Below are 19,573 nucleotides of genomic sequence, written 5' to 3'. Positions count from 1 at the left end.
TCCCTCTCAGCCCGGCCAAACCGCCGGGATCAGCCTTTGACTCTGTGTCAAAAACTGCATGCATTTTCTTTTTTTAGAGTATCGCCCTTTTTGGTGGTTTGTCAATCTTTTTGCGGAAAAAGAACCGTAAAAAAAATTGAAAAAAGTGGTTGACATTTTCCGGTTCAGTGCTATAATAAGTTATCGTTGGGGCAAGACGCTCCGGCAAATGAATATTGGAGAATTGTGTAAGGGTAGCACGACAGACTCTGACTCTGTTTGTGAGGGTTCGAATCCTTCTTCTCCAACCAGAAATAGCAGCAGCCCGCACGCTGCTGCTATTTTTTACATCGGGGTGTAGCGCAGTTGGTAGCGCGCCTGGTTCGGGACCAGGAAGCCGTGGGTTCAAGTCCCGTCACTCCGACCAAAAATCGGCAAGCACCGTCAGGGGCTTGCCGATTTTTACTTCTTCACTTTTCGCTCTTCACTTTTCACCCTTTTCACCAAAAAGTAGTACAGCTTTTTCTTTGGATACCGCAGAGGCTTCGGCTTCCGCGATATTTTTGTTTGTTCAAATCATTCCCCGGCCAGACTCGTCAATGTGTCGCCGGTGATGCGGTAGACCGTCCAGTCCTCCATGGGCTGCGCCCCCAGCGAGAGATAAAAATCGATGCTTGGCCTGTTCCAGTCCAGGCACCACCATTCCAGGCGGCCACATCCCCGCTCCACCGCGATGGCCGCCAGCTTTTTCAGAATCGCCTTGCCGTAGCCCCGGCCCCGGTACTCGGGCTTCACATACAGATCCTCCAGATATAAACCGGCCCGGCCCAGGAAGGTGGAAAAGTTGTGGAAGAACAGCGCAAAGCCCACCTCCCGGCCGTCCGCCAGCACAAACAATACCTCCGCCTTCTGCTTGCGGGAGATCCATTCTTTCAGCGTGGCCTCATCTGCCACCACCTCACTGAGCATGCCCTCGTAGTCGGCCAGCTCCCGGATAAATTGCAGAATCAGCGGAGTATCCCCCTCCTCTGCAAAGCGAAATACGTGCGTTTGATTCATCCGGCTCTCCTCCTATCGTTCCGGGCGCTTTTCTGTTGCGGGAAAAGACCCGTTTTTTTGTATCTACCACAAATTTTATCACAAATCCGCCGGAGAATCCATTTTGCCGCCCGCCGGACGCTTCGCTTTTCTTTTCTTGTTTCTTCTTATATAATAAAGGATAGGCCGGATTTTTCCCGGCCCTATTTTATTGCAAAGGAGCGTATCGCTTGAAAGCACTGTGCACCAATTTCCGGGGATACTACCCCCAGCTGATCCTCGGGCCCCTGTTCAAATTGCTGGAAGCCGTACTGGAGCTCATGGTCCCTCTGCTCATGGCCAACATCATTGATGTGGGCATTGCCGGCGGAGACCGGGCCTATGTGCTGCGGCAGGGTCTTTTTCTTCTTTTGCTGGCGGTACTGGGCGTCGCGGCGGCTACCACCTGCCAGTACTTCGCCAGCGTGGCCGCCTTCGGGTTCGGCGCTTCCCTGCGCCGCCAGGTCTTCCGCCACATCCTCAGCCTTTCCGGCCATGAGACCGATGCCATCGGCGCGGGCAGTCTGATCACTCACATCACCAACGATGTGAACCAGGTGCAGAACGGCGTGAACATGTTCATCCGCCTTGCCACCCGCGCCCCCTTTCTGGCCATCGGTTCCATCGTGATGGCCTTTGTGCTGAACGCCCGCATCGCGCTGATCTTCCTGATCTCCACCCCGCTGATCGTATTGGTGCTCTATCAGGTGATGAAGCGCACCCTGCCGGACTACGCCCGCATCCAGCAGCGGCAGGAGACGCTGGGCACCCTGACCGGCCAGAACCTGGAGGGCGCCCGGGTCATCCGGGCCTTTTCCCGCCAGGAAAGCGAGAAGAAGGATTTCGCCGCTGCCAGCGATGCCCACAGCGCCCTCACCATCCAGGTGGGCCGCATTTCGGCCGCGCTGAATCCCCTCACCTATGTGATCGCCAACTTTGCCATTCTGGCCATTCTCTGGTACGGCGCCCGCTTTGCGGACCGGGGGCTGATCCTCAGCGGCGATGTGTTCGCCATGGTCAACTACATGACCCAGACCCTTCTGGCGCTGATCGTGCTGGCCAACCTGATCGTTCAGTTCACCCGCGCTGCAGCCAGCGCCAAACGGCTGAGTGCCCTGCTGGCCACCGAGAGCAGCATCCGAGGTGAGAGCATGCCCCTCACCCGGGAGCAAGGTGCCTTTTTGGCCTTTGAGCAGGTGGATTTTTCCTACACAGGCCCCGCGGGCAAAAACACCCTGGAGGGAGTGAGCTTCACCGCCGAACAGGGCCAGACCATTGGCGTGATCGGCGGCACCGGCTGCGGCAAGACCACTCTGGCCAACCTGATTTTGCGGTTTTACGATGTCACCGGCGGCCGCATCCTGCTGGATGGCCAGGACCTGCGCAGCTATCCGCTGGAAGCCCTGCGGGAAAAGATCGGCTATGTGCCCCAGAACGTGAAGCTGTTTTCCGGCACCATTCGCAGCAACCTGCAGCTGGGTGCACCCCAGGCGGACGATGATGCCTTGTGGGCAGCACTTACCACCGCCCAGGCCCGGGACTTTGTACAGCAGAAGCCGGAAGGCCTGGACACTCCGGTGGAGGAGGGCGGCAAAAACTTTTCCGGTGGCCAGCGCCAGCGCCTGACCATCGCCCGCGCTCTGGCAAAGCGGCCCTCACTGCTGATTCTGGACGACTCCTCCAGCGCACTGGATTTCGCCACCGACGCGGCGCTGCGCCGTGCCCTGAAGCAGGATACCGGCGGCATGACGGTGCTGCTCATCAGCCAGCGTGCCTCGGCCGTAAAGGACGCGGACCGCATCCTGGTCATGGACGAAGGCCGACTCGTGGGCCAGGGCAGCCATGAGGAGCTGCTGCAGACCTGCCCGGTCTACCGGGAGATCTGCGTTTCCCAGAAGCTGGTGCCGCAAGCAAACCCGGAAAGTGAGGTGAGTGCCCGATGAAGCGCTCGATTCTGAAACGGATTTTTTCCTACCTGCGGCCCTACCGGGGCAGCCTTGTGCTGGGCTGCATTTCCGCAGTGCTGCAGGTGGCCTTCACCCTGATGACGCCCGTGCTCATCGGCCGCGCCATCGACTGCCTGATCGGCCCGGGGCTTGTGCAGTTCCGGCATCTGGCCGTTCTGCTGGCAGCGATGGCCCTGTGCATCCTGTTGGCGGCAGGTTTCCAGTGGGTGATGAACGTGTGCATCCGCCGCATCAGCGCCCTTGCCGCACAGGACATGCGCCAGCAGGCCTTCAACGCCCTGAACGCGGTCCCCATTTCTACCATCGACCAGCTGCCCCACGGCGATCTGGTCAGCCGCCTGGTCAACGACACGGACGCAGTGTCCGAAGGTCTGCTGCAGGGGCTTACCCAGCTGCTGCCCGGCGCGGCCACCATTCTGGGCGTGCTGGTCATCATGTTTTATCTGAACCCCTTCATCGCACTGGTGGTGGTGCTGGTCACCCCGCTGTCCATCCTGTTTGCCCGCTTTGTGGCCAGCCGCACCCATGCGCTGTTCCGCAAGCAGGCCGCGGCCCAGGGCCAGCTTTCCGCTTATGTGAACGAGATGGTGAACGGCCAGGATCTGGTGAAGGCCTTCAGTCATGAGACTCAGTGCTGCGAAACCTTCGACCGGATCAACGAGGAGCTGCGCAGCGCCAGCCTGTGGGCGGTGTTCTACTCGGCGGCAGCCAACCCGGGCACCCGTTTTGTGAACAACATCGTTTACGGCGCGGTGGGTGTGTTCGGCGGTCTGGCCGCTCTGAGCGGCGCGCTGAGTGTGGGCACCCTGAGCGCCTTTCTCACCTACGCCAACCAGTACACCAAACCCTTCAATGAGGTCACCAGCGTGCTCACCCAGCTGCAGACCGCCATGGCCAGCGCCCAGCGCCTGTTCCAGACCATTGATCTGAAGCCGGAACCGGCGGATGCGCCCGGCGCGCTGGCACCCGAGCGCTGCAGCGGCCGGGTGGAGCTGGACCGGGTGGATTTTTCCTACCGGAAGGACGTTCCGCTGATCCAAAATCTCTGCCTGAAGGTGGAGCCGGGCCAGCGCATCGCCATCGTGGGGCCCACCGGCTGCGGCAAAACCACCCTCATCAATCTGCTGATGCGCTTTTACGAGGTAGACAGCGGGCGGATTCTGGTGGACGGTGTTCCGGCGCGGCAGCTCAAGCGCAGCGCTTTGCGGGGTATGTACGGCATGGTGCTGCAGGAAACCTGGCTGAAAAACGCCACCGTGCGGGAGAACATCGCCTACGGCAAGCCGGACGCCACCATGGAACAGATCATCCAGGCCGCCAAGGCCGCCCATGCCCATGGCTTCATCCAGCGCCTGCCCCAGGGCTACGACACCCTCATCGCCCCGGGCGGCGGCAACCTTTCCGCCGGGCAAAAACAGCTGCTGTGCATCGCCCGCATTCTGCTGTGCCGGCCCCAGATGCTCATTCTGGACGAGGCCACCAGCAACATCGACACCCGCACCGAGATGCTGGTGCAGCAGGCCTTCGAGCAGCTGATGGAGGGCCGCACCAGCTTTGTGGTGGCGCACCGGCTTTCCACCATCCAAACGGCGGACCAGATTCTGGTCATGGATGCGGGCCACATCGTGGAACAGGGCACCCACCGGGAGCTTCTGGCCAAGGGCGGCTTCTATGCCCGGCTTTACAACAGCCAGTTCGCCATTCAGTGACACAACTCGCCTTTTCCCGTCCAAATTCTCATTTTTTGTTCCCCTTGTGGGCACAGATATGATATAATATATAAAATAACGATTCAGCCGAGGCAGGCGGTTCACCGCACGGCCCGGGGGCTCTAGGGATGTGCAAGGAGGCAATCTGGCATGGATATTATGGTACTGGGCGTGGCCGGCGGCACCGGCAGCGGAAAAACCACGTTGACCCGACGTTTGAAGGAGCGCTTTGGCGACCAGATCAGCGTGATCAGCCACGACAACTACTACAAGCGTCAGGATCATCTGACCTACGACGAGCGCTGCCGCACCAACTACGACCACCCGGATGCCTTTGATACCGACCTGATGGTGGAGCATCTGGCCGCGCTGAAGCGGGGCGAGACCATCTACTGCCCGGTGTATGATTTCTCGGAGCACAACCGCTCGGATGACCTGCTGGAGGTCAAGCCCGCGCCGGTGATCCTGGTGGAGGGCATCCTGATCTTTGCCAGCCAGGAGCTGTGCGATCTGATGGACATCAAGGTCTTTGTGGACACCGATGCCGATGTGCGCATCCTGCGCCGCATCGTGCGGGACGTGAAAAAACGCGGCCGCACGCTGGACAGCGTCGTCTCTCAGTATCTGACCACCGTAAAGCCCATGCATGAGCAGTTTGTGGAGCCCAGCAAGCGCCGGGCGGATCTGATCATTCCCGAGGGCGGCAAGAATCCCGTTGCTCTGGAAATGCTTATCCACCGGCTGGAAAGCCATCTGAACCAGGCCTAAGTGATAAAAAAAACGGTCCCGCGTACCTTGAACCAGGTACGCGGGACCGTTTTTTTATTCTTTGTCGCGCCAAAAGCCGCTCAGTCATCCAGAATGATCTCCGCCGCCAGTTTACCAACCTGCTGCATCCGCTCACGCCCCTCCTCCGGGAAGGAGATATCCTCGTCGCCCCAGTCGGTGAACATGGAGATGATGTAGGGCCGGTCCGCATAAACGATGGCCATATCGTGCAGCGCCTGATCCCAGCTGCCGTACTTTTTCGCCGCCGGGGCCGGGCAATACAGCAGATCATGGTCCGCCGCCAGGAAGGACTCTTGCAATTTCAGCGCATTCTCGCTTCCGGTCTCAAAATAATCATACAGCGCCCGCATGGCCCGTCCGCCGTCCGCGCCGGTGACCCAGCCGTGGATGCCTTCCTCCACCACTTCACAGCCCTCCGGGCTGGCAAATCCCAGCTCCGCCAAAAAGTCCGAGAAGCCAGTCTCCAGGCTGCCGGGCCACATCTGGCCCAGATCATGGGCCGCCCCATTGCTGCTGTGGGCGATCATCGGGTCGATCAGCTCCCAGCCGGTCTTGCTGCCAACCGCCGCATTCAGATCGATCATCCCTTCCTCATCCCGCTGGCAGAGCCACAGGGCATAGGGTGCCTTCAGCGTACTGGCACAGTAAAAGCCGTTGTCCGGCTTGTATGTATAGGTCTGACCGGAAGCGATGTCCTGAATCCACACCGAAATGCTGCCGGGCATGCTGTCCAGCAGCGTATCCATCTCAGCAGCTTCCGCCGCAGTAATGGGCTTCTCACTGCTCAGCTCCGGCTCAGGTGTGGCAGTAGGCTGTGGCGTGGCGGTGGGCTCCGGCTCGGATTCCGGCTGCGGTGCGGGATGCGCCTGGCTGACACTCTGGCTCGCAGAGGTACTGGCCGCCGCTCCCACTGCCTGCCGCATCATTGAGCGGGCAGCCGCCACGATCACCAGGACCATGACCACCGCCATCGCGACCCAGGGCCAGCGGGTGTGTTTCTTTTTGCGGGTCTTTTTTGCTTGTGTTTTCATTGTCGTTTTGACGCGCAGAAGCTTAAACCTCCGCGCGCTCCTCCCTTTTCCCCCAAAAGCAAACCGCCGGCCATATGAACATCGACCGGCTGGTTTTTTCTATTATACTACAATTTTTTTAAATAGAGCAATTACACAATTTTTTCAACTTCTTGCTTTACGCAAAAAGCCACGCCGGAACTTCCGGCGTGGCTTTTTCTGCATCTGATACGTCCGCCCCTCAGGCACCCTTCTTCCAGTTGTCGCTCATGCGCTCCCACCAGGTGGGCTCGTAGGTTCCCAACTGCTTGTGGTATGCCTTTTCCGCAGCGCGCATTGCCTTATCCGCTTTGCGCTGCTCGGCGGTGTAGTTCACCATTCCGTAGCTGTTCACATCGATCTCGATCTCGGTCTTTACCCGACCAGACTGTGCAGGCATCAAAAACAACATAAAACGCGCATCTCCTTTCAACAGCGTTCGTACCAGCATGCGCACAAACCCCGGTGGCTGTGCGCGAAAAAACGGGGAATGCAACCGCATCCCCCGCCTTTTTCATTTGAAGAATCGTTTCAGCAGGGTCTGCAACCGCCGGCCAACTCCCGGCCGGTAAGTTCCAAGCTCTTTCTGATAGGCCTCTTCGGCCGCTTTCATCTGTTTTTCCGCTTCGCGCTGGCCGGCATTCTGCCGGCGGGAAGCCGCGGTCTCATCAAACTGCCGCATCTCCGCGGCTGTGCGCGGGATTCTGGTGTTCATGAGTACCCCCTCTTTACGCGCTGCGGAACATCGCCTTCAGGCGTTCCAGAAGGGTAGGCTTATAAATTCCAAGCTCCTTCCGGTAGGCCGCTTCCGCAGCCTTCATTGCCTTTTCTGCATCCTTTGCGCCGGCAGAAAAGCCCTCTGTCTCGTTATACAGCTTGGCGTTCAGCCCTTGCTGAATTTGATTGGGGCCATAATTCATAGTTCCTACCTCCTCTCCTCGCCCTTAGAATATCATACAAAATTCAAAAAAGCAAGAAGAATTCTTTTAGCCGAATTACCAAAGTGTAATCACTTGATTGTACATATCGATGTAGCTTTGTGCCGAGCTGTTCCAGCTGAAATCGCAGCACATGGCGCGGCGCACCAGCACCGGCCAGCCCTCCTTCTGCCAGTAGCCCTCCTTGGCACGCCAGCAGGCCTCGTACAGGTCGTGGGCGTTGTACTGACTGAAGGTGAAGCCGTTGCCGTAACCGTCACCGGAGTCATGGATGGAATCCCGCAGACCGCCGGTCTCCCGCACGATGGGAATGGTGCCGTAACGGCAGGCCACCATCTGGGCCAGGCCACAGGGCTCGGACTTGGAGGGCATCAGGAACATATCCGCGCCCGCATAAATGCGGCGGGCCAGCGGCGGCACGAAGCCGATGTAAACGCCCACCCGGCCGGGATGCCGGGCTGCCAGATCGCTGAAGAAAGCCTCATAGGCATGTTCACCGTTGCCCAGGATCACCAGCTCGATGCCCTGCTCCAGCAGGCCCTCGGCCACACTGCGCACCAGATCCACGCCCTTGTGGCCCACCAGACGGGTCACCATGGCCATGACGGGGCTGCCGTCCTGATCCAGATTGAACTCCTCCTGCAGTGCTTTCTTGCAGGCAGCCTTGCCCTCTGCGAAGGTGTCGGCATTGTAATGGGCGGCAATGTTGGGGTCGCTCTCTGGGTTGTAGGAATCCACATCGATGCCGTTCAGAATGCCGCACAGCTTGTACTGCTTCTGGCGCAGCAGGCCGTCCAGACCATGGCTGAACCAGGGGTCCAGAATCTCACCCGCGTAGGTGGGGCTTACGGTGCTCACCTTGTCGGCGGTCTCGATGGCGCCCTTCATGAAGTTGGCGCAGCCGTCGTACTCCACAATGTGGGCATCCCGGCGGCCGATGCCGCAGGTATCCTCCAGAATATCCAGGCCGTACTTGCCCTGGTACTGGATGTTGTGGATGGTAAACACGGTCTTGATGCGGCTGAACTTGTCCAGATGACGGTAGTACAGGTTCAGGAACACCGGCACCAGCGCGGTCTGCCAGTCATTGGCATTGATCACATCCGGCACGAAGTCGGTGTAGAACAGCATCTCCAGAATGGCGCGGCTGAAGAAGGCGAAGCGCTCGCCATCGTCATAGAAGCCATACAGACCGCTGCGGCGGAAGTAGTATTCGTTGTCCAGGAAATAGAAGGTCACACCGTCCCGCTGACAGGTGAACAGGCCGCAATACTGGCTGCGCCAGCCCACCGGAACGCTGAAGTTGGTCACGTAGGTCAGCTGGTCACGGAACTTCAAATCGCCGTACAGCGGCATGACCACCCGGCAATCCACGCCGTTTTTCACAAGGGCCTTGGGCAGGCTGCCCGCCACATCGCCCAGACCGCCGGAGGCGGCAAAGGGATTGGCCTCGCTGGCGCAAAAAAGAACATTCATGTGTTGTTCCTCCTTCAATGGGGTATATATGGGATAGGGCGGGAGCCGGTGGAATCCCCGGCTCCCGCCCCGGGGAGAGAGATCAGGGAATACGCAGATTCCCTTCAAGGATTATTTATACCGTGTGTCCCTTGGCCACATATACCGGGAAGGTATCTGTACCGGACAGCTTCTTGTCGGCAGTGATCTTCACGTTCTTGTCGGTCACAGTGTACTCCACTTCTGCACCGGCTTCCACAACGGTGTTCTGCATCAGCACGCAGTTCTTCACCTTCGCGCCCTTCTTGACCTTGACACCGCGGAACAGCACGCAGTTCTCCACTTCGCCCTCGATGATGCAGCCGTCGGCCACCATGCTGTTTTTCACGTGACAGTCCATGGCGTAGCGGGTGGGCGCATTGTCATGCACCTTGGTGTAAACGGGCTTGTTTTCCGGGAACAACGCATCCAGATTCTTGGGGTCCAGCAGACGCATATTCTCTTCAAAGAAGCTCTTGCGGTCCGCAATGCGGGCAGTGTAGCCGGTGTATTCAAAGCCCTGCACGTTCAGCAGCTCCAGGTTGCGGGCCAGGATGTCCTTCTCGAAGTACAGCAGGCCGCGGATGGAGGCGTCCTTGATCATGGCGATCAGGCTCTCACGCTGGATGATGTACACGTTCATGGACAGGTTCTGCACGCCGGGACGGTAATCGTTGGTGAGCAGCTCGGTCACACGGCCGTCCTGCAGCTTCAGGGTGTAGTTGTCCTCTTTCAGGCCCTGAGGAATCACGCTGCGCTGATACATCACGGTCACATCGGCCTGGCTGGCCACATGCGCAGCGATCAGCTCGTTGAAATCAAAGTTGAAGGCCACATCGGAATCGCTCATGATCACGAACTCTTCCTTCTGATCCTCCAAAAATTCCACCAGGCTGGCCAGTGCTTCCACGCGGCCGCGATACAGCTTCACGTTGGACTCCGCATAGGGAGGAACCAGGTTCAGGCCGCCGCGCTTGCGGGTCAGGTCCCATTCACGGCCGGAGCCCAGGTGATCCATCAGGGAGTGGTAGTTCTGCTTTACCACGATGGACACATTGCTGATGCCGGAATTCACCATGCTGGACAGCACAAAGTCGATCAGGCGGTAACGGCCGCCAAAAGGCACGGAAGCCATGGTACGCTCGGCCACCAGCTCCGGCACCAGGGAGTCATGCGCGTTAGGGAAAATTACGCCCAGGGCGTCAGTGTTCGATTTTACCATTGCTCCTCACCATCCTTAACATCTTTAACAACCATTGCCTTGGGGCCCACCTTGGCATTCGCGCCAATGGTCACACCCTCACCAACAACGGCCACGCCCCAGTCGTCCACATTCTCCATGTCCTCCGGGCGCTCGCCAACAACCGCGCCGCTCTTCACGACCACGTTCTCGGCAATAATGGAATATTTTACGGTTGCACCGGGCTCGATGACTGCGCCGGGCATTACGATGGAATCCTCCACCACGGCGCCCTCACCCACCTTAACACCGGCGAACAGAACGCTCTGGATCAGCTTGCCTTCCACACGGCAGCCCTCGGTGACCATGGAGTTGTCAATCACCGCGTTGGCGCCGATCCACTGGCCGGGCATACCGGAGTTGCGGGAGTAGATCTTCCAGTCGTCGCTCCAGACATCCAGCGAAACATTGGGGTTCAGCAGGTCCATGTTGGCATCCCACAGGCTGCTGATGGTTCCAACGTCCTTCCAGTAGCCTTCGAAGTGGTAGGCCACCATCTTTTCCTTGCTGGCCAGCATGCTGGGGATGATGTTCTTACCAAAATCGTTGTCGGAAGCGGGGTTGGCCTCGTCCTCGATCAGGAACTTGCGCAGCTTTTCCCAGGTGAAGATGTAGATACCCATGGAGGCCAGATTGCTCTTGGGCTCCTTCGGCTTCTCTTCAAACTTGGTGATCACGTTGTTCTCGTCGGCGGTCATGATGCCGAAACGGCTGGCCTCTTCCCAGGGCACTTCCATAACAGCGATGGTGCAGTCGGCGCCGTTCTCCTTGTGGAAGTCCAGCATTTTGCCGTAATCCATCTTGTAGATGTGGTCACCGGACAGGATCACCACATAGTTGGGATTGTAGCGATCGATGAAGTTGATGTTCTGATAAATGGCATTGGCAGTGCCCTTGTACCAGTCAGAGCCGGTGGCCGTCTGGTACGGAGGCAGCACATGTACACCACCGTACAGCCGGTCCAGGTCCCAGGGCTGGCCATTGCCGATGTACTCATTCAGCACCAGAGGCTGGTACTGGGTCAGGATGCCAACCGTGTCGATACCAGAGTTCACACAGTTGGACAGGGGGAAGTCGATGATACGATACTTTCCTCCAAAAGGTACAGCCGGTTTTGCCAGCCGTTGGGTCAGGGCGTAAAGCCGTGAGCCCTGGCCGCCGGCCAGCAGCATTGCGATACATTCTTTCATAATTTTTCTCCCCTTATCGGCGGTTTTCCGCCTTAATGTGCTGTTTTATTCCAAAGCGCCCAGTAAGAAGCATTCACTTCTCCTTGGGAGCCGCCTTTTTGGAGGCGGCAGGCTTCCTGGCTTGTTTGGTGCCCGCAGCTGCAGTTTTTGCCGTTTTGGCCGCGGCGGATTTCTTCGCGGCAGGCTTTTGGGCAGCGGGCTTTTTCCCGGTGGCCTTCTTTTCCGCAGTCTTCTTGTCTGCGGTCTTCTTGGGCTGTGCCTTTGCTTCCGGTACGGCCAGATACACGGTGCTCAGAGGCGGCAGCGTAAGCTGGATGCTCTGATCGAAGCCATGCATGGGCTTTTTGCGGGTGCGCTTGGCCGGGTTGTGTACCCCGCCGCCGCCGTACTTCACATCGTCGCTGTTGAGCAGCTCCTTGTAGGTACCGGGGTTGGGCACGCCCATCTGGTAGTCCACGCGCTGGATGGGATTGAAGTTGCAGACCACCATGATCATCTTGCCCTTGGCATCCCGCCGCAGGAAGGCGATCACAGACTGCTGGTTGTCATCCGGCACGATCCACTGGAAGCCCTCCCAGCTGTAATCCACTTCCCACAATTCGGGATGCTCGATGTAGAAATGGTTCAGATCCCGCACATAGGCCTCCATCTGGCGGTGGCTGTCGTATTCCAGCAGCATCCAGTCCAGACCCTTGGCCTCGTTCCACTCGCTGAACTGGGCGAATTCCTGGCCCATGAACAGCAGCTTCTTGCCGGGGTGCGCCATCATATAGCCGTAGAAGGTGCGCAGGTTGGCGAACTTGTCCTGATATTCGCCGGGCATCTTGTTGATCAGGCTGCCCTTGCCGTGCACCACCTCATCGTGACTGATGGGCAGAACAAAATTCTCGCTGAAGGCGTAGAAGAAGCTGAAGGTCACCTTGTTGTGGTTGCCTGCGCGGAACAGCGGGTCGGTGCTCATGTAGCTGAGCATGTCGTTCATCCAGCCCATGTTCCACTTGAAGTTGAAGCCCAGGCCTCCGTCCTCTGCCGGCTTGGATACCATGGGCCAGGCAGTGGATTCCTCGGCGATCATCAGCTTGTGGGGATGACGGCCCAGCACGGTGCTGTTCAGCTTGCGCAGGAAGGCAATGGCCTCCAGGTTTTCCTTGCCGCCGTGGATGTTGGCCTCCCATTCCCCGTCGCGCCGGTTGTAATCCAGATACAGCATCGAGGCCACCGCGTCCACGCGCAGGCCGTCGATGTGGTACTGCTCGATCCAGAACAGTGCGCTGGACACCAGGAAACTCTCCACTTCGGGCATGCCGTAGTTGAAGACCATGGTGCCCCATTCCTTGTGCTCGCCCCGCCGGGGGTTGGGGTCCTCATAGCAGGGCGCGCCGTCGTACATGTACAGGCCGAAGGCATCCTTCGGGAAGTGGGCGGGCACCCAGTCCATGATCACGGCGATGCCTGCCTGATGGCACTTGTCCACAAAGTTCATAAAGTCCTTGGGGGTGCCGTAGCGGCTGGTGGGGGCAAAGTATCCAGTCACCTGGTAGCCCCAGCTGCCGTCGAAGGGATGCTCGGTCACCGGCAGCAGCTCCACATGGGTGTAACCCATGTACTGTAAGTACGGAATGAGCTGGTCGGCCAGCTCGGAGTAGTTATACGGATCACCGTTTTCCTTCACCTTCCAGCTGCCGGCGTGCAGCTCGTAGATGTTCATGGGGGCGTTGATGGGGTCCGCCTTTTTCTGCTTGGCTTCCCACTCACCGTCCTGCCACTGGTAGCCCTCCAGGTTGTACACCTTGCTGCCGTTGGACGGCCGGGTCTCCGCATGGAACGCATACGGGTCCGCCTTGAACAGAAGCTCGTCGCTCTGCGTGGTGATGCAGTACTTGTACACATCGTATTCCTGAATGCCCGGAACAAACGCTTCCCAGATGCCGCTGTCCTCCAGCTGCTGCATGGGATGACTGCCCGGCACCCAGCTGTTGAAATCGCCAACGATGCATACTGCTTTCGCGTGAGGGGCCCAGGTGCGGAACACGACCCCCTCCCGGTCTCCCTGCCGTTCCATATGAGCGCCGAAGAACCGGTAAGCCTCAAAATTGTTGCCCTGCTTAAACAAATATACGGGCAGCTCCGCATGTTTATGTTCTTTCTTCACGCCTGTCTCCCTCCCTGGGGCATTCCCGCCCCAATACGTTACCTTTATCATACCATTTTTAAGATATTTTTCAAGTATTTTATGTCATATACTGCCAAAAAACTATTTTGCTTCTTTTTGCTTTTAGCATATTTGCACAATGCTTTTTCCACTTAGTTGGGCAAAGCGGCGGATTTTTCGAACACTTTCGGTTTTGGTTTTTCCTACTTTTTTACTGCTATTTTATGCATTCTTTACCGCCTTCAAAAGACTGGTTTCCACCGCGAACAAGCGTGTTTAGTATATGGACATTTTCCCGCTTTAGAACATGTTCTTATTTTAGTATACAGAATATTTTTGCTCCTGTACACGCAGAACTGTAAAATGTGCGTTAATTCCAATTTTCTCACTATGTTTTTCCACAAAAAGAACCCCTGTACCGGCAATTCCGGTACAGGGGTTGGCTTTGTTTGGTAATTTTGTCAGTCGGCAGACGAGGCTCAGCGGGCCAGGATCTCGTCGATCAGCTGATCCACCATCATCAGGCAGCGGGGCAGATGGAAGGGGCCCTTGAAGGTGGAGCCCTTGCAGGCAGGCTCGGTGGGCTTGCCGTCGCGTCGCAGGTAGCCGTACCAGTCGCCGTACTCGGGATCGCTGAACACCTTCTTGCAGTACTCCAGGGTCTCGTCGAAGATCTTCAGGTATTTCTCGTCCTGGGTGTCGCGGTAGATCATCATGCTGGCGATGAGCAGCTCGTTGTGAGGCCACCACAGCTTCATGTCATGCTCGTAAGCCTCCGGGGGCAGGCCCTTGCAGTCGATGAAGTACAGCAGGCCGCCGTACTCCTTGTCCCAGCCGCCCTCGTAGGCGTAGTCGAACAGGGTCTGGGCCTTCTTGCGCAGCTCCTCGTCGCCGGTGTGCTTGGCCTGCTCCATCACGAACCAGCTGCACTCGATGTCATGGCCGGGGTTGACCACACGGCCGGCGGTGTAGTCCATCTGCAGCTCGCCGTTGGGGCCAACACTCTCCAGAGTGCACTTCAGCTCGGGCTTGAAGTGGTACTTGAAGATGGTCTCGCAGCACTCCTTGGCACGGGCTTCATACAGCGCGGTGTTCTCGGGGTCGCAGCGGCGCATCACGGCGGTGATGTTCAGGTAGATCATGGGATCGGCCAGAGCGCGGCCGGTGCGGGTCTCGGGAATGGTCTTGGGGCCCATGCCGGTGGGGTCCTTAATCAGGCCGTTGTTCAGCTGATAGATCAGCTCGTAGGCACGGCGGGCGCGCTCGATGCACTCCTTCTCACCGGTCACGCCGTAGTACTCGGCGTTGGCGATGGCGTAGAAGCCCTCGGAGAAGCAGTAACGGCGCTGACGCAGGGGCTTGCCGTCGGCGGTCACGGTGAAGTACATGCGGTCGCCGGCTTCCCGGTTGATGCAGTATTTCTCCATGAAGTCCAGGCAGCTCTTGGCGGCGTCCAGCCACTCCTGCTTCTTGCCATACACGTGGCACAGGTAGGAGAAGGTCCAGGCGCAGCGGCCCTGGAACCAGACGCTCTTGTCGGTGCTGAACAGCTTGCCGGTACGATCCAGGCAGGTGTAAACGCCGCCGTGCTCGTGGTCCATGCCGTTCTTCAGCCAGAAGTTCACGCTGCGCTCCAGCTCCTCGCGAACCCACTTCTGATACTCTTTCAATTGCTCTGCATGCTTATCCATGATAATCACAACTCCTTGTGCGAAGCGGCTCAAAAGGGCCGCTTGTTAAAATCTCTGAAAGCCCGGGCCCTGCCAGCGCAGGGTCCGGGCTGAATGTTCCGTTCCGATCAGCAGAACTTGGCAATGGCCTCGTCGATCATCTTGGCGCACTTCTTGACCTGCTCCATATCCTCGGGGAACAGGTTGGGCAGGGGCTTGCGAACGCCGCCGATGTCCAGATTCTCACGGATGCGCAGAATCTCCTTCATCACAGCGTACAGGTTGCCCTTGCAGGCGCACATGGCGTAGATGATGGCGTCGATGGCGTACTGAACCGCGGCAGCTTCCTTGACCTTGCCGGCCTTCAGCAGCTCGTCAGCCTTCAGCAGCAGCTCGGGCATTACAGCGTAGGTACCGCCGATGCCGCCGTCAGCGCCCATGGCACGGCCAGAGATGAACTGCTCGTCGGGACCGTTGAATACAACGAAGTCCGGGCCGCCTTCCATCTTGAACATCTGGATGTCCTGTACGGGCATGCTGCTGTTCTTCACAGCGGCAACGCGGGGGTTCTTGCGCATCTCGCGGAACAGGGGCATGGTCAGGGCCACGCCGGCCAGCTGCGGGATGTTGTAGATCACGAAATCGGTGTTGGGAGCGGCGGAGGAAATGTCGTTCCAGTACTGAGCGATGGCGTGCTCGGGCAGCTTGAAGTAGATGGGAGGAATGGAGGCGATGGCGTCAACGCCCAGGCTCTCGGCATGAGCAGCCAGCTCCATGCTGTCGGCGGTGTTGTTGCAGGCAACGTGGGCGATCACGGTCAGCTTGCCCTTGGCCTCGCTCATCACAGCCTCCAGGGTCTGCTTGCGTTCTTCCTTGCTCTGATAAATGCACTCGCCGGAGGAACCGCAAACGTATACGCCCTTAACGCCCTTCTTGATAAAGTAACGGGTCAGTTCTTTGGTGCGCTCCACGCTGATGTTGCCTTCGTCGTCGTAGCAAGCGTAAAACGCGGGAATAATGCCCTGGTACTTGGAAATGTCTTTCATGTTTTTCCTCTCCTTTTTTGGAAATACACCTAAAAATTCGTCCGCAAAGACTTATGGCAACACTGCGCAATCCACAGCGAACGCCTCAGGCAGCGTTTCACGCCAAAATTTTCCGGCATGCTCCACCACCTGGAATTGTGCGGCATTGCCTTATTTAAACTGCGGTTTAAGCCCGCACTTTAAACACAGCTTTCTGCACATGTGCCTCGCCGTTCAGCTGCACCTTCACCATATGAACGTCCTCGGGGAAAACCACCAGAACATCGCCGGGGTGCATGGTGAACCAGGTCTCCACCGGGCCCTCGTAGCCAATGAAATCAGTGGCCTCATCCCGGGTGGTGGCCGTCAGGCGGGAGACATCGGTCACGCCGATCTTCTCCTCGCCGCTGAGCAGCACGTGGATGTCGGCGTACTGGGCGTGTCCCTCCCAGGCGGCCTTGTCCAGCGGCAGCGTGTCGTAATCAAAACGGTTGATGTAAACGTTGTCGCCGTCCACATCGTTGCGGCCGAACTGCAACTGGCTCAGGTCGGCCGTTTTCAGATAGTGGATGGCGGTATCCAGCGCGTCGCTCACGCCCAGATAACGCTCCATCTGCTGGTAATTGGTATAGATCATTGTACTTCAAACCTCTTTTCTGCAAGGTTTTTGCTCAAAAGCAGCCTGGGCCGTACCGCCCTGCATCCGCACCAGAATGCGCTTTTCCAACGCCGGGTCCCGTTCCGGGTAATCCGCCCGATAATGGGAACCCCGGCTCTCGGTGCGCATGCGCTGGACGCTCAGGATCGCCCGGGCCAGATGCAGCTGGGCCCACAGGCGGCGGCTGGCCGCGATCTGTGCCGCGTCGGTGCCGCTGGTAAATTCACAGCCATCGGTCAGCTGATCCAGACGCTCGATGCCCCGGGCCAGTGCCTCGTCACTGCGCACCACCATACCGCATTCGCTCATCACATCCTGCATCCGGCGGCGGCGCTCGGCCTGGTCCGGAATGATCCGTGCCTCGAACTCCACCGGCTCGTCCGTTTCGGCCGCAGGCTGAGCCGCCGCAAAGGCCGCGGCACTCTCGCCTGCTTTTTTGCCGAACACCAGGCCGTTGGCGGTGGAAAGCCCGCCGATCCGGTCTGCACCATGCATGCCGCCGGTCACCTCACCGCAGGCAAACAGCCCGGGCACTCCGGTAAAGCCGGAAGCATCGATGCGCACACCGCCGTTTGCCGCATGGGCAAAGGGGGCGATCTGCACCGGGTCATCCATGGTCAGATGCTTTTTCTCCCAGAGCCAGTCGAAATAAGTTCGCACGAATTCCGGCGTATCCTGCCGGATCTCGGGTCCGTAGGTCACGGTGACCCCCTGCTCCGGCGCAGCCTGGGTGGCCTTCACCATGGCCAGATCCACCCGTTTGGAGGCAAGGCGGTTGGTGAAGGGGCCGTGGGTGGACCGGCACTCCAGAAGAGCCTGCCGGTCCGGTTCGTTCTCCAGAATATCCCTTCCGTCCGGTCCTGTCAAGCGGGTATAGCGGAAGGTCTTCTCGTTAAAGATTGTTTTTCGGCAGGGAGTCAGGTAACCGGGCATCATCTGCATAAACTCCAGGTTCACCAGCTCCGCCCCAGCCTCCAGCGCCAGCCACTGGCCGGTGCCTGCCACATCGTCGGTGGTGAGCCGGTCCCGGAACAATCCGCCGTAGCCGCCGGTGGCCAGCACCAGCGCGCCGCACCGAATGGCGGTCAATTCGCCTTTCTGGCAGATCACCGCACCGCTCACCCGCTCGCCGGTTTTGATCAGCTGCAGCAGCTCGCAGCCGGGCAGCTGCTGTACGCCGGTCTCCTCCATTTTACGGGAGAAGACCTGACGCATGCTGTCGAACAGCAGGCCGTTCCAGCTGCGATGCTTGCGGTCGAAACAAGGGATGAAATCCTTTTGATTCTGGTCGGCTGCAGCCTTCAGCTGAACACCCATGGCCTTTACGCCCTCGATGGCCGGGCCGATGCCCGCCACAAAGGCGCGGACCATGGTTTCGTCCGCCATGCCGCAGCCCACCTCCAGGATACTCTGGACCAGATCCTCCCGGTCAGCTTCGTTTTCCGGCCCGATCAGCCCGAGGCCCCAGGTTCCAGGGTAGAAGCTGGAACCGGAAAACACCGGGCCGCTGCTTGCCAGGATCACCGAGCGGCCGGCCCCTGCCGCGGCAAGGGCCGCCATGATCCCGGCAATTCCCGAGCCGGCCACCAGCACATCACAGTGCCTTGTATATTCCAGCCGCATAATCAGGCCTTCGCCGCCTCTTTGTCGTACAGATGGCAGGCGACCATGTGGCCCTCTGCACCGTGGTGTACCATAGCAGGGTCCACGGTCTTGCAGATCTCCATGCACTTGGGGCAGCGGTTGTGGAAGGCACAGCCGCTGGGCTTGTGGATGGGGCTGGGCACCTCGCCCTCCAGCACCTGACGCTTCTTGGTCTTGTGGATGTCAGGCACAGGAATGGCGCTCAGCAGCGCCTGGGTGTAGGGATGCAGGGGCTCGTCGTACAGCGCGCGGCTGTCGGCGATCTCCACGATCTTGCCCAGGTACATAACCACGATGCGGTCGGACATGTACTGCACAACGCTCAGATCGTGGGCGATGAACAGGTAGGTCAGGTTCATTTCCTTCTGGATATCCTTCATCAGGTTCAAAACCTGGGCCTGAATGGACACGTCCAGTGCGGAAACGGGCTCGTCACACACCAGAACCTCGGGCATAACCTCCAGCGCGCGGGCAATGCACAGGCGCTGGCGCTGGCCGCCGGAGAACTCGTGGGGATAACGCATCAGGTAGTCGGGCTGGATGTTGACCATCTTCAGCACCTTCTGCATCACGGCCTCCCGGTCCGCCTCGTTCTTTACACCATGGACCTTCAGGGGCTCCTCGAAAGAGGTGTAGATCTTCTTCTGGGGGTTCAGGGCGGAATAGGGGTCCTGGAACACCATCTGCACCTTGCGGCGGAACTGGAACATTTCCTCCTTGTTGAACTTGGTCACGTCCTTGAACTCGCCGCCGTAGTTGAACAGCACCTTGCCGCCGGTGGGCTTCTCCAGCATCATGATGGTCTTGCCGAAGGTGGACTTGCCGCAGCCGGACTCACCCACGATGCCCAGGGTCTCGCCCTTGTACACCTCCAGGCTCACGTCGTCCACAGCCTTTACATGGCCCACGACCTTCTTGAAGGCGCCCTTGGTGATGGGGAACCAGGTCTTCAGGTTTTCAATCTTAAAGATAACTTCACGATTTTCGCTCAT

The 19,573-nt window shown here is 58.7% G+C and carries 17 protein-coding genes and 2 tRNA genes; 5 read left to right on the top strand and 14 right to left on the bottom strand.

Features of this window, described 5'->3' with window-relative positions:
• Nucleotides 1-216 precede the first annotated feature (216 nt).
• Both B5F28_RS01200 and B5F28_RS01195 read left to right on the top strand, forming a co-directional pair.
• A tRNA-Gln gene (locus B5F28_RS01200) sits at nucleotides 217-290 on the top strand.
• A 40-nt stretch (nucleotides 291-330) separates the two neighbouring features.
• Nucleotides 331-406: transfer RNA gene (locus B5F28_RS01195), tRNA-Pro, on the top strand.
• 149 nt (nucleotides 407-555) lie between these two features.
• Here the strand turns inward: B5F28_RS01195 and B5F28_RS01190 are convergent.
• Entirely contained in the window at nucleotides 556-1,038 is a 483-nt protein-coding gene (locus tag B5F28_RS01190; RefSeq protein WP_087292332.1) for a GNAT family N-acetyltransferase, read from the bottom strand.
• Between the two features lie 209 nt (nucleotides 1,039-1,247).
• Between B5F28_RS01190 and B5F28_RS01185 the strand changes: the two genes are divergently transcribed.
• From B5F28_RS01185 to udk, 3 genes are all read left to right on the top strand, one after another.
• A complete protein-coding gene (locus B5F28_RS01185) occupies nucleotides 1,248-2,999 on the top strand; it encodes an ABC transporter ATP-binding protein (protein WP_087292329.1) in 1,752 nt (583 codons plus the stop codon).
• Nucleotides 2,996-4,732 carry an ABC transporter ATP-binding protein gene (locus tag B5F28_RS01180; RefSeq protein ID WP_087292325.1) on the top strand — a complete coding sequence of 579 codons (1,737 nt, stop codon included), beginning with the start codon at nucleotides 2,996-2,998 and terminating at the stop codon, nucleotides 4,730-4,732. Before B5F28_RS01185 ends, B5F28_RS01180 begins: the two co-directional genes overlap by 4 nt.
• A gap of 150 nt (nucleotides 4,733-4,882) precedes the next feature.
• Complete coding sequence (udk, locus tag B5F28_RS01175; protein WP_087292322.1) at nucleotides 4,883-5,500, top strand: uridine kinase; 618 nt, start codon at nucleotides 4,883-4,885, stop codon at nucleotides 5,498-5,500.
• Nucleotides 5,501-5,580: 80 nt separating this feature from the next.
• Here the strand turns inward: udk and B5F28_RS01170 are convergent, their stop codons facing one another.
• From B5F28_RS01170 to B5F28_RS01110, 13 genes are all read right to left on the bottom strand, one after another.
• Entirely contained in the window at nucleotides 5,581-6,552 is a 972-nt protein-coding gene (locus B5F28_RS01170) for a serine hydrolase (protein ID WP_143424664.1), read from the bottom strand.
• 220 nt (nucleotides 6,553-6,772) lie between these two features.
• The gene (locus B5F28_RS01165; RefSeq protein WP_087292315.1) at nucleotides 6,773-6,982 is read right to left on the bottom strand and encodes a hypothetical protein; all 210 of its coding nucleotides are present in this window, start codon (nucleotides 6,980-6,982) and stop codon (nucleotides 6,773-6,775) included.
• Between the two features lie 102 nt (nucleotides 6,983-7,084).
• Nucleotides 7,085-7,285, bottom strand: a complete 201-nt coding sequence (locus B5F28_RS01160) for a hypothetical protein (RefSeq protein ID WP_087292312.1) — start codon at nucleotides 7,283-7,285, stop codon at nucleotides 7,085-7,087.
• A gap of 13 nt (nucleotides 7,286-7,298) precedes the next feature.
• Entirely contained in the window at nucleotides 7,299-7,490 is a 192-nt protein-coding gene (locus B5F28_RS01155) for a hypothetical protein (protein WP_087292309.1), read from the bottom strand.
• Nucleotides 7,491-7,565: 75 nt separating this feature from the next.
• The gene (gene glgA, locus B5F28_RS01150) at nucleotides 7,566-8,984 is read right to left on the bottom strand and encodes a glycogen synthase GlgA (protein ID WP_087292306.1); all 1,419 of its coding nucleotides are present in this window, start codon (nucleotides 8,982-8,984) and stop codon (nucleotides 7,566-7,568) included.
• Nucleotides 8,985-9,099: 115 nt separating this feature from the next.
• On the bottom strand, nucleotides 9,100-10,224 hold the full coding sequence (gene glgD / locus B5F28_RS01145) for a glucose-1-phosphate adenylyltransferase subunit GlgD (protein ID WP_087292303.1): 1,125 nt from the start codon (nucleotides 10,222-10,224) through the stop codon (nucleotides 9,100-9,102).
• Nucleotides 10,218-11,435, bottom strand: coding sequence for a glucose-1-phosphate adenylyltransferase (locus B5F28_RS01140; protein WP_087292299.1), 1,218 nt, complete (start codon nucleotides 11,433-11,435; stop codon nucleotides 10,218-10,220). The genes glgD and B5F28_RS01140 overlap by 7 nt, the downstream gene beginning before the upstream one ends.
• A 70-nt stretch (nucleotides 11,436-11,505) precedes the next feature.
• Nucleotides 11,506-13,584 carry a 1,4-alpha-glucan branching protein GlgB gene (gene glgB, locus B5F28_RS01135; RefSeq protein WP_481808384.1) on the bottom strand — a complete coding sequence of 693 codons (2,079 nt, stop codon included), beginning with the start codon at nucleotides 13,582-13,584 and terminating at the stop codon, nucleotides 11,506-11,508.
• A 479-nt stretch (nucleotides 13,585-14,063) separates the two neighbouring features.
• The gene (locus B5F28_RS01130; RefSeq protein ID WP_087292292.1) at nucleotides 14,064-15,275 is read right to left on the bottom strand and encodes an AGE family epimerase/isomerase; all 1,212 of its coding nucleotides are present in this window, start codon (nucleotides 15,273-15,275) and stop codon (nucleotides 14,064-14,066) included.
• Between the two features lie 107 nt (nucleotides 15,276-15,382).
• Entirely contained in the window at nucleotides 15,383-16,300 is a 918-nt protein-coding gene (locus B5F28_RS01125; RefSeq protein WP_087292289.1) for a dihydrodipicolinate synthase family protein, read from the bottom strand.
• Between the two features lie 166 nt (nucleotides 16,301-16,466).
• Nucleotides 16,467-16,916 (bottom strand): NanQ anomerase/TabA/YiaL family protein, encoded by a 450-nt coding sequence (locus B5F28_RS01120; RefSeq protein ID WP_087292286.1) that lies wholly within the window; start codon nucleotides 16,914-16,916, stop codon nucleotides 16,467-16,469.
• Nucleotides 16,917-16,922: 6 nt separating this feature from the next.
• On the bottom strand, nucleotides 16,923-18,560 hold the full coding sequence (locus tag B5F28_RS01115) for an FAD-binding protein (protein ID WP_087292283.1): 1,638 nt from the start codon (nucleotides 18,558-18,560) through the stop codon (nucleotides 16,923-16,925).
• A gap of 2 nt (nucleotides 18,561-18,562) precedes the next feature.
• A complete protein-coding gene (locus B5F28_RS01110) occupies nucleotides 18,563-19,573 on the bottom strand; it encodes an ABC transporter ATP-binding protein (RefSeq protein ID WP_087183653.1) in 1,011 nt (336 codons plus the stop codon).

The organism is Gemmiger sp. An194 (assembly GCF_002160145.1).
Lineage (GTDB): Bacteria > Bacillota > Clostridia > Oscillospirales > Ruminococcaceae > Allofournierella.
This window is presented reverse-complemented; position numbering and strand designations above follow the sequence as displayed.

Excerpts from the sequence above, each read along its gene's own strand:
- B5F28_RS01190 (WP_087292332.1), bottom strand. The coding sequence starts at position 1,038 with ATGAATCAAACGCACGTATTTCGCTTTGCAGAGGAGGGGGATACTCCG.
- B5F28_RS01180 (WP_087292325.1), top strand. The coding sequence starts at position 2,996 with ATGAAGCGCTCGATTCTGAAACGGATTTTTTCCTACCTGCGGCCCTAC.
- udk (WP_087292322.1), top strand. The coding sequence starts at position 4,883 with ATGGATATTATGGTACTGGGCGTGGCCGGCGGCACCGGCAGCGGAAAA.
- B5F28_RS01170 (WP_143424664.1), bottom strand. The coding sequence starts at position 6,552 with ATGAAAACACAAGCAAAAAAGACCCGCAAAAAGAAACACACCCGCTGG.
- B5F28_RS01165 (WP_087292315.1), bottom strand. The coding sequence starts at position 6,982 with ATGTTGTTTTTGATGCCTGCACAGTCTGGTCGGGTAAAGACCGAGATC.
- B5F28_RS01160 (WP_087292312.1), bottom strand. The coding sequence starts at position 7,285 with ATGAACACCAGAATCCCGCGCACAGCCGCGGAGATGCGGCAGTTTGAT.
- B5F28_RS01155 (WP_087292309.1), bottom strand. The coding sequence starts at position 7,490 with ATGAATTATGGCCCCAATCAAATTCAGCAAGGGCTGAACGCCAAGCTG.
- glgA (WP_087292306.1), bottom strand. The coding sequence starts at position 8,984 with ATGAATGTTCTTTTTTGCGCCAGCGAGGCCAATCCCTTTGCCGCCTCC.
- glgD (WP_087292303.1), bottom strand. The coding sequence starts at position 10,224 with ATGGTAAAATCGAACACTGACGCCCTGGGCGTAATTTTCCCTAACGCG.
- B5F28_RS01130 (WP_087292292.1), bottom strand. The coding sequence starts at position 15,275 with ATGGATAAGCATGCAGAGCAATTGAAAGAGTATCAGAAGTGGGTTCGC.
- B5F28_RS01125 (WP_087292289.1), bottom strand. The coding sequence starts at position 16,300 with ATGAAAGACATTTCCAAGTACCAGGGCATTATTCCCGCGTTTTACGCT.
- B5F28_RS01120 (WP_087292286.1), bottom strand. The coding sequence starts at position 16,916 with ATGATCTATACCAATTACCAGCAGATGGAGCGTTATCTGGGCGTGAGC.
- B5F28_RS01115 (WP_087292283.1), bottom strand. The coding sequence starts at position 18,560 with ATGCGGCTGGAATATACAAGGCACTGTGATGTGCTGGTGGCCGGCTCG.
- B5F28_RS01110 (WP_087183653.1), bottom strand. The coding sequence starts at position 19,573 with ATGAGCGAAAATCGTGAAGTTATCTTTAAGATTGAAAACCTGAAGACC.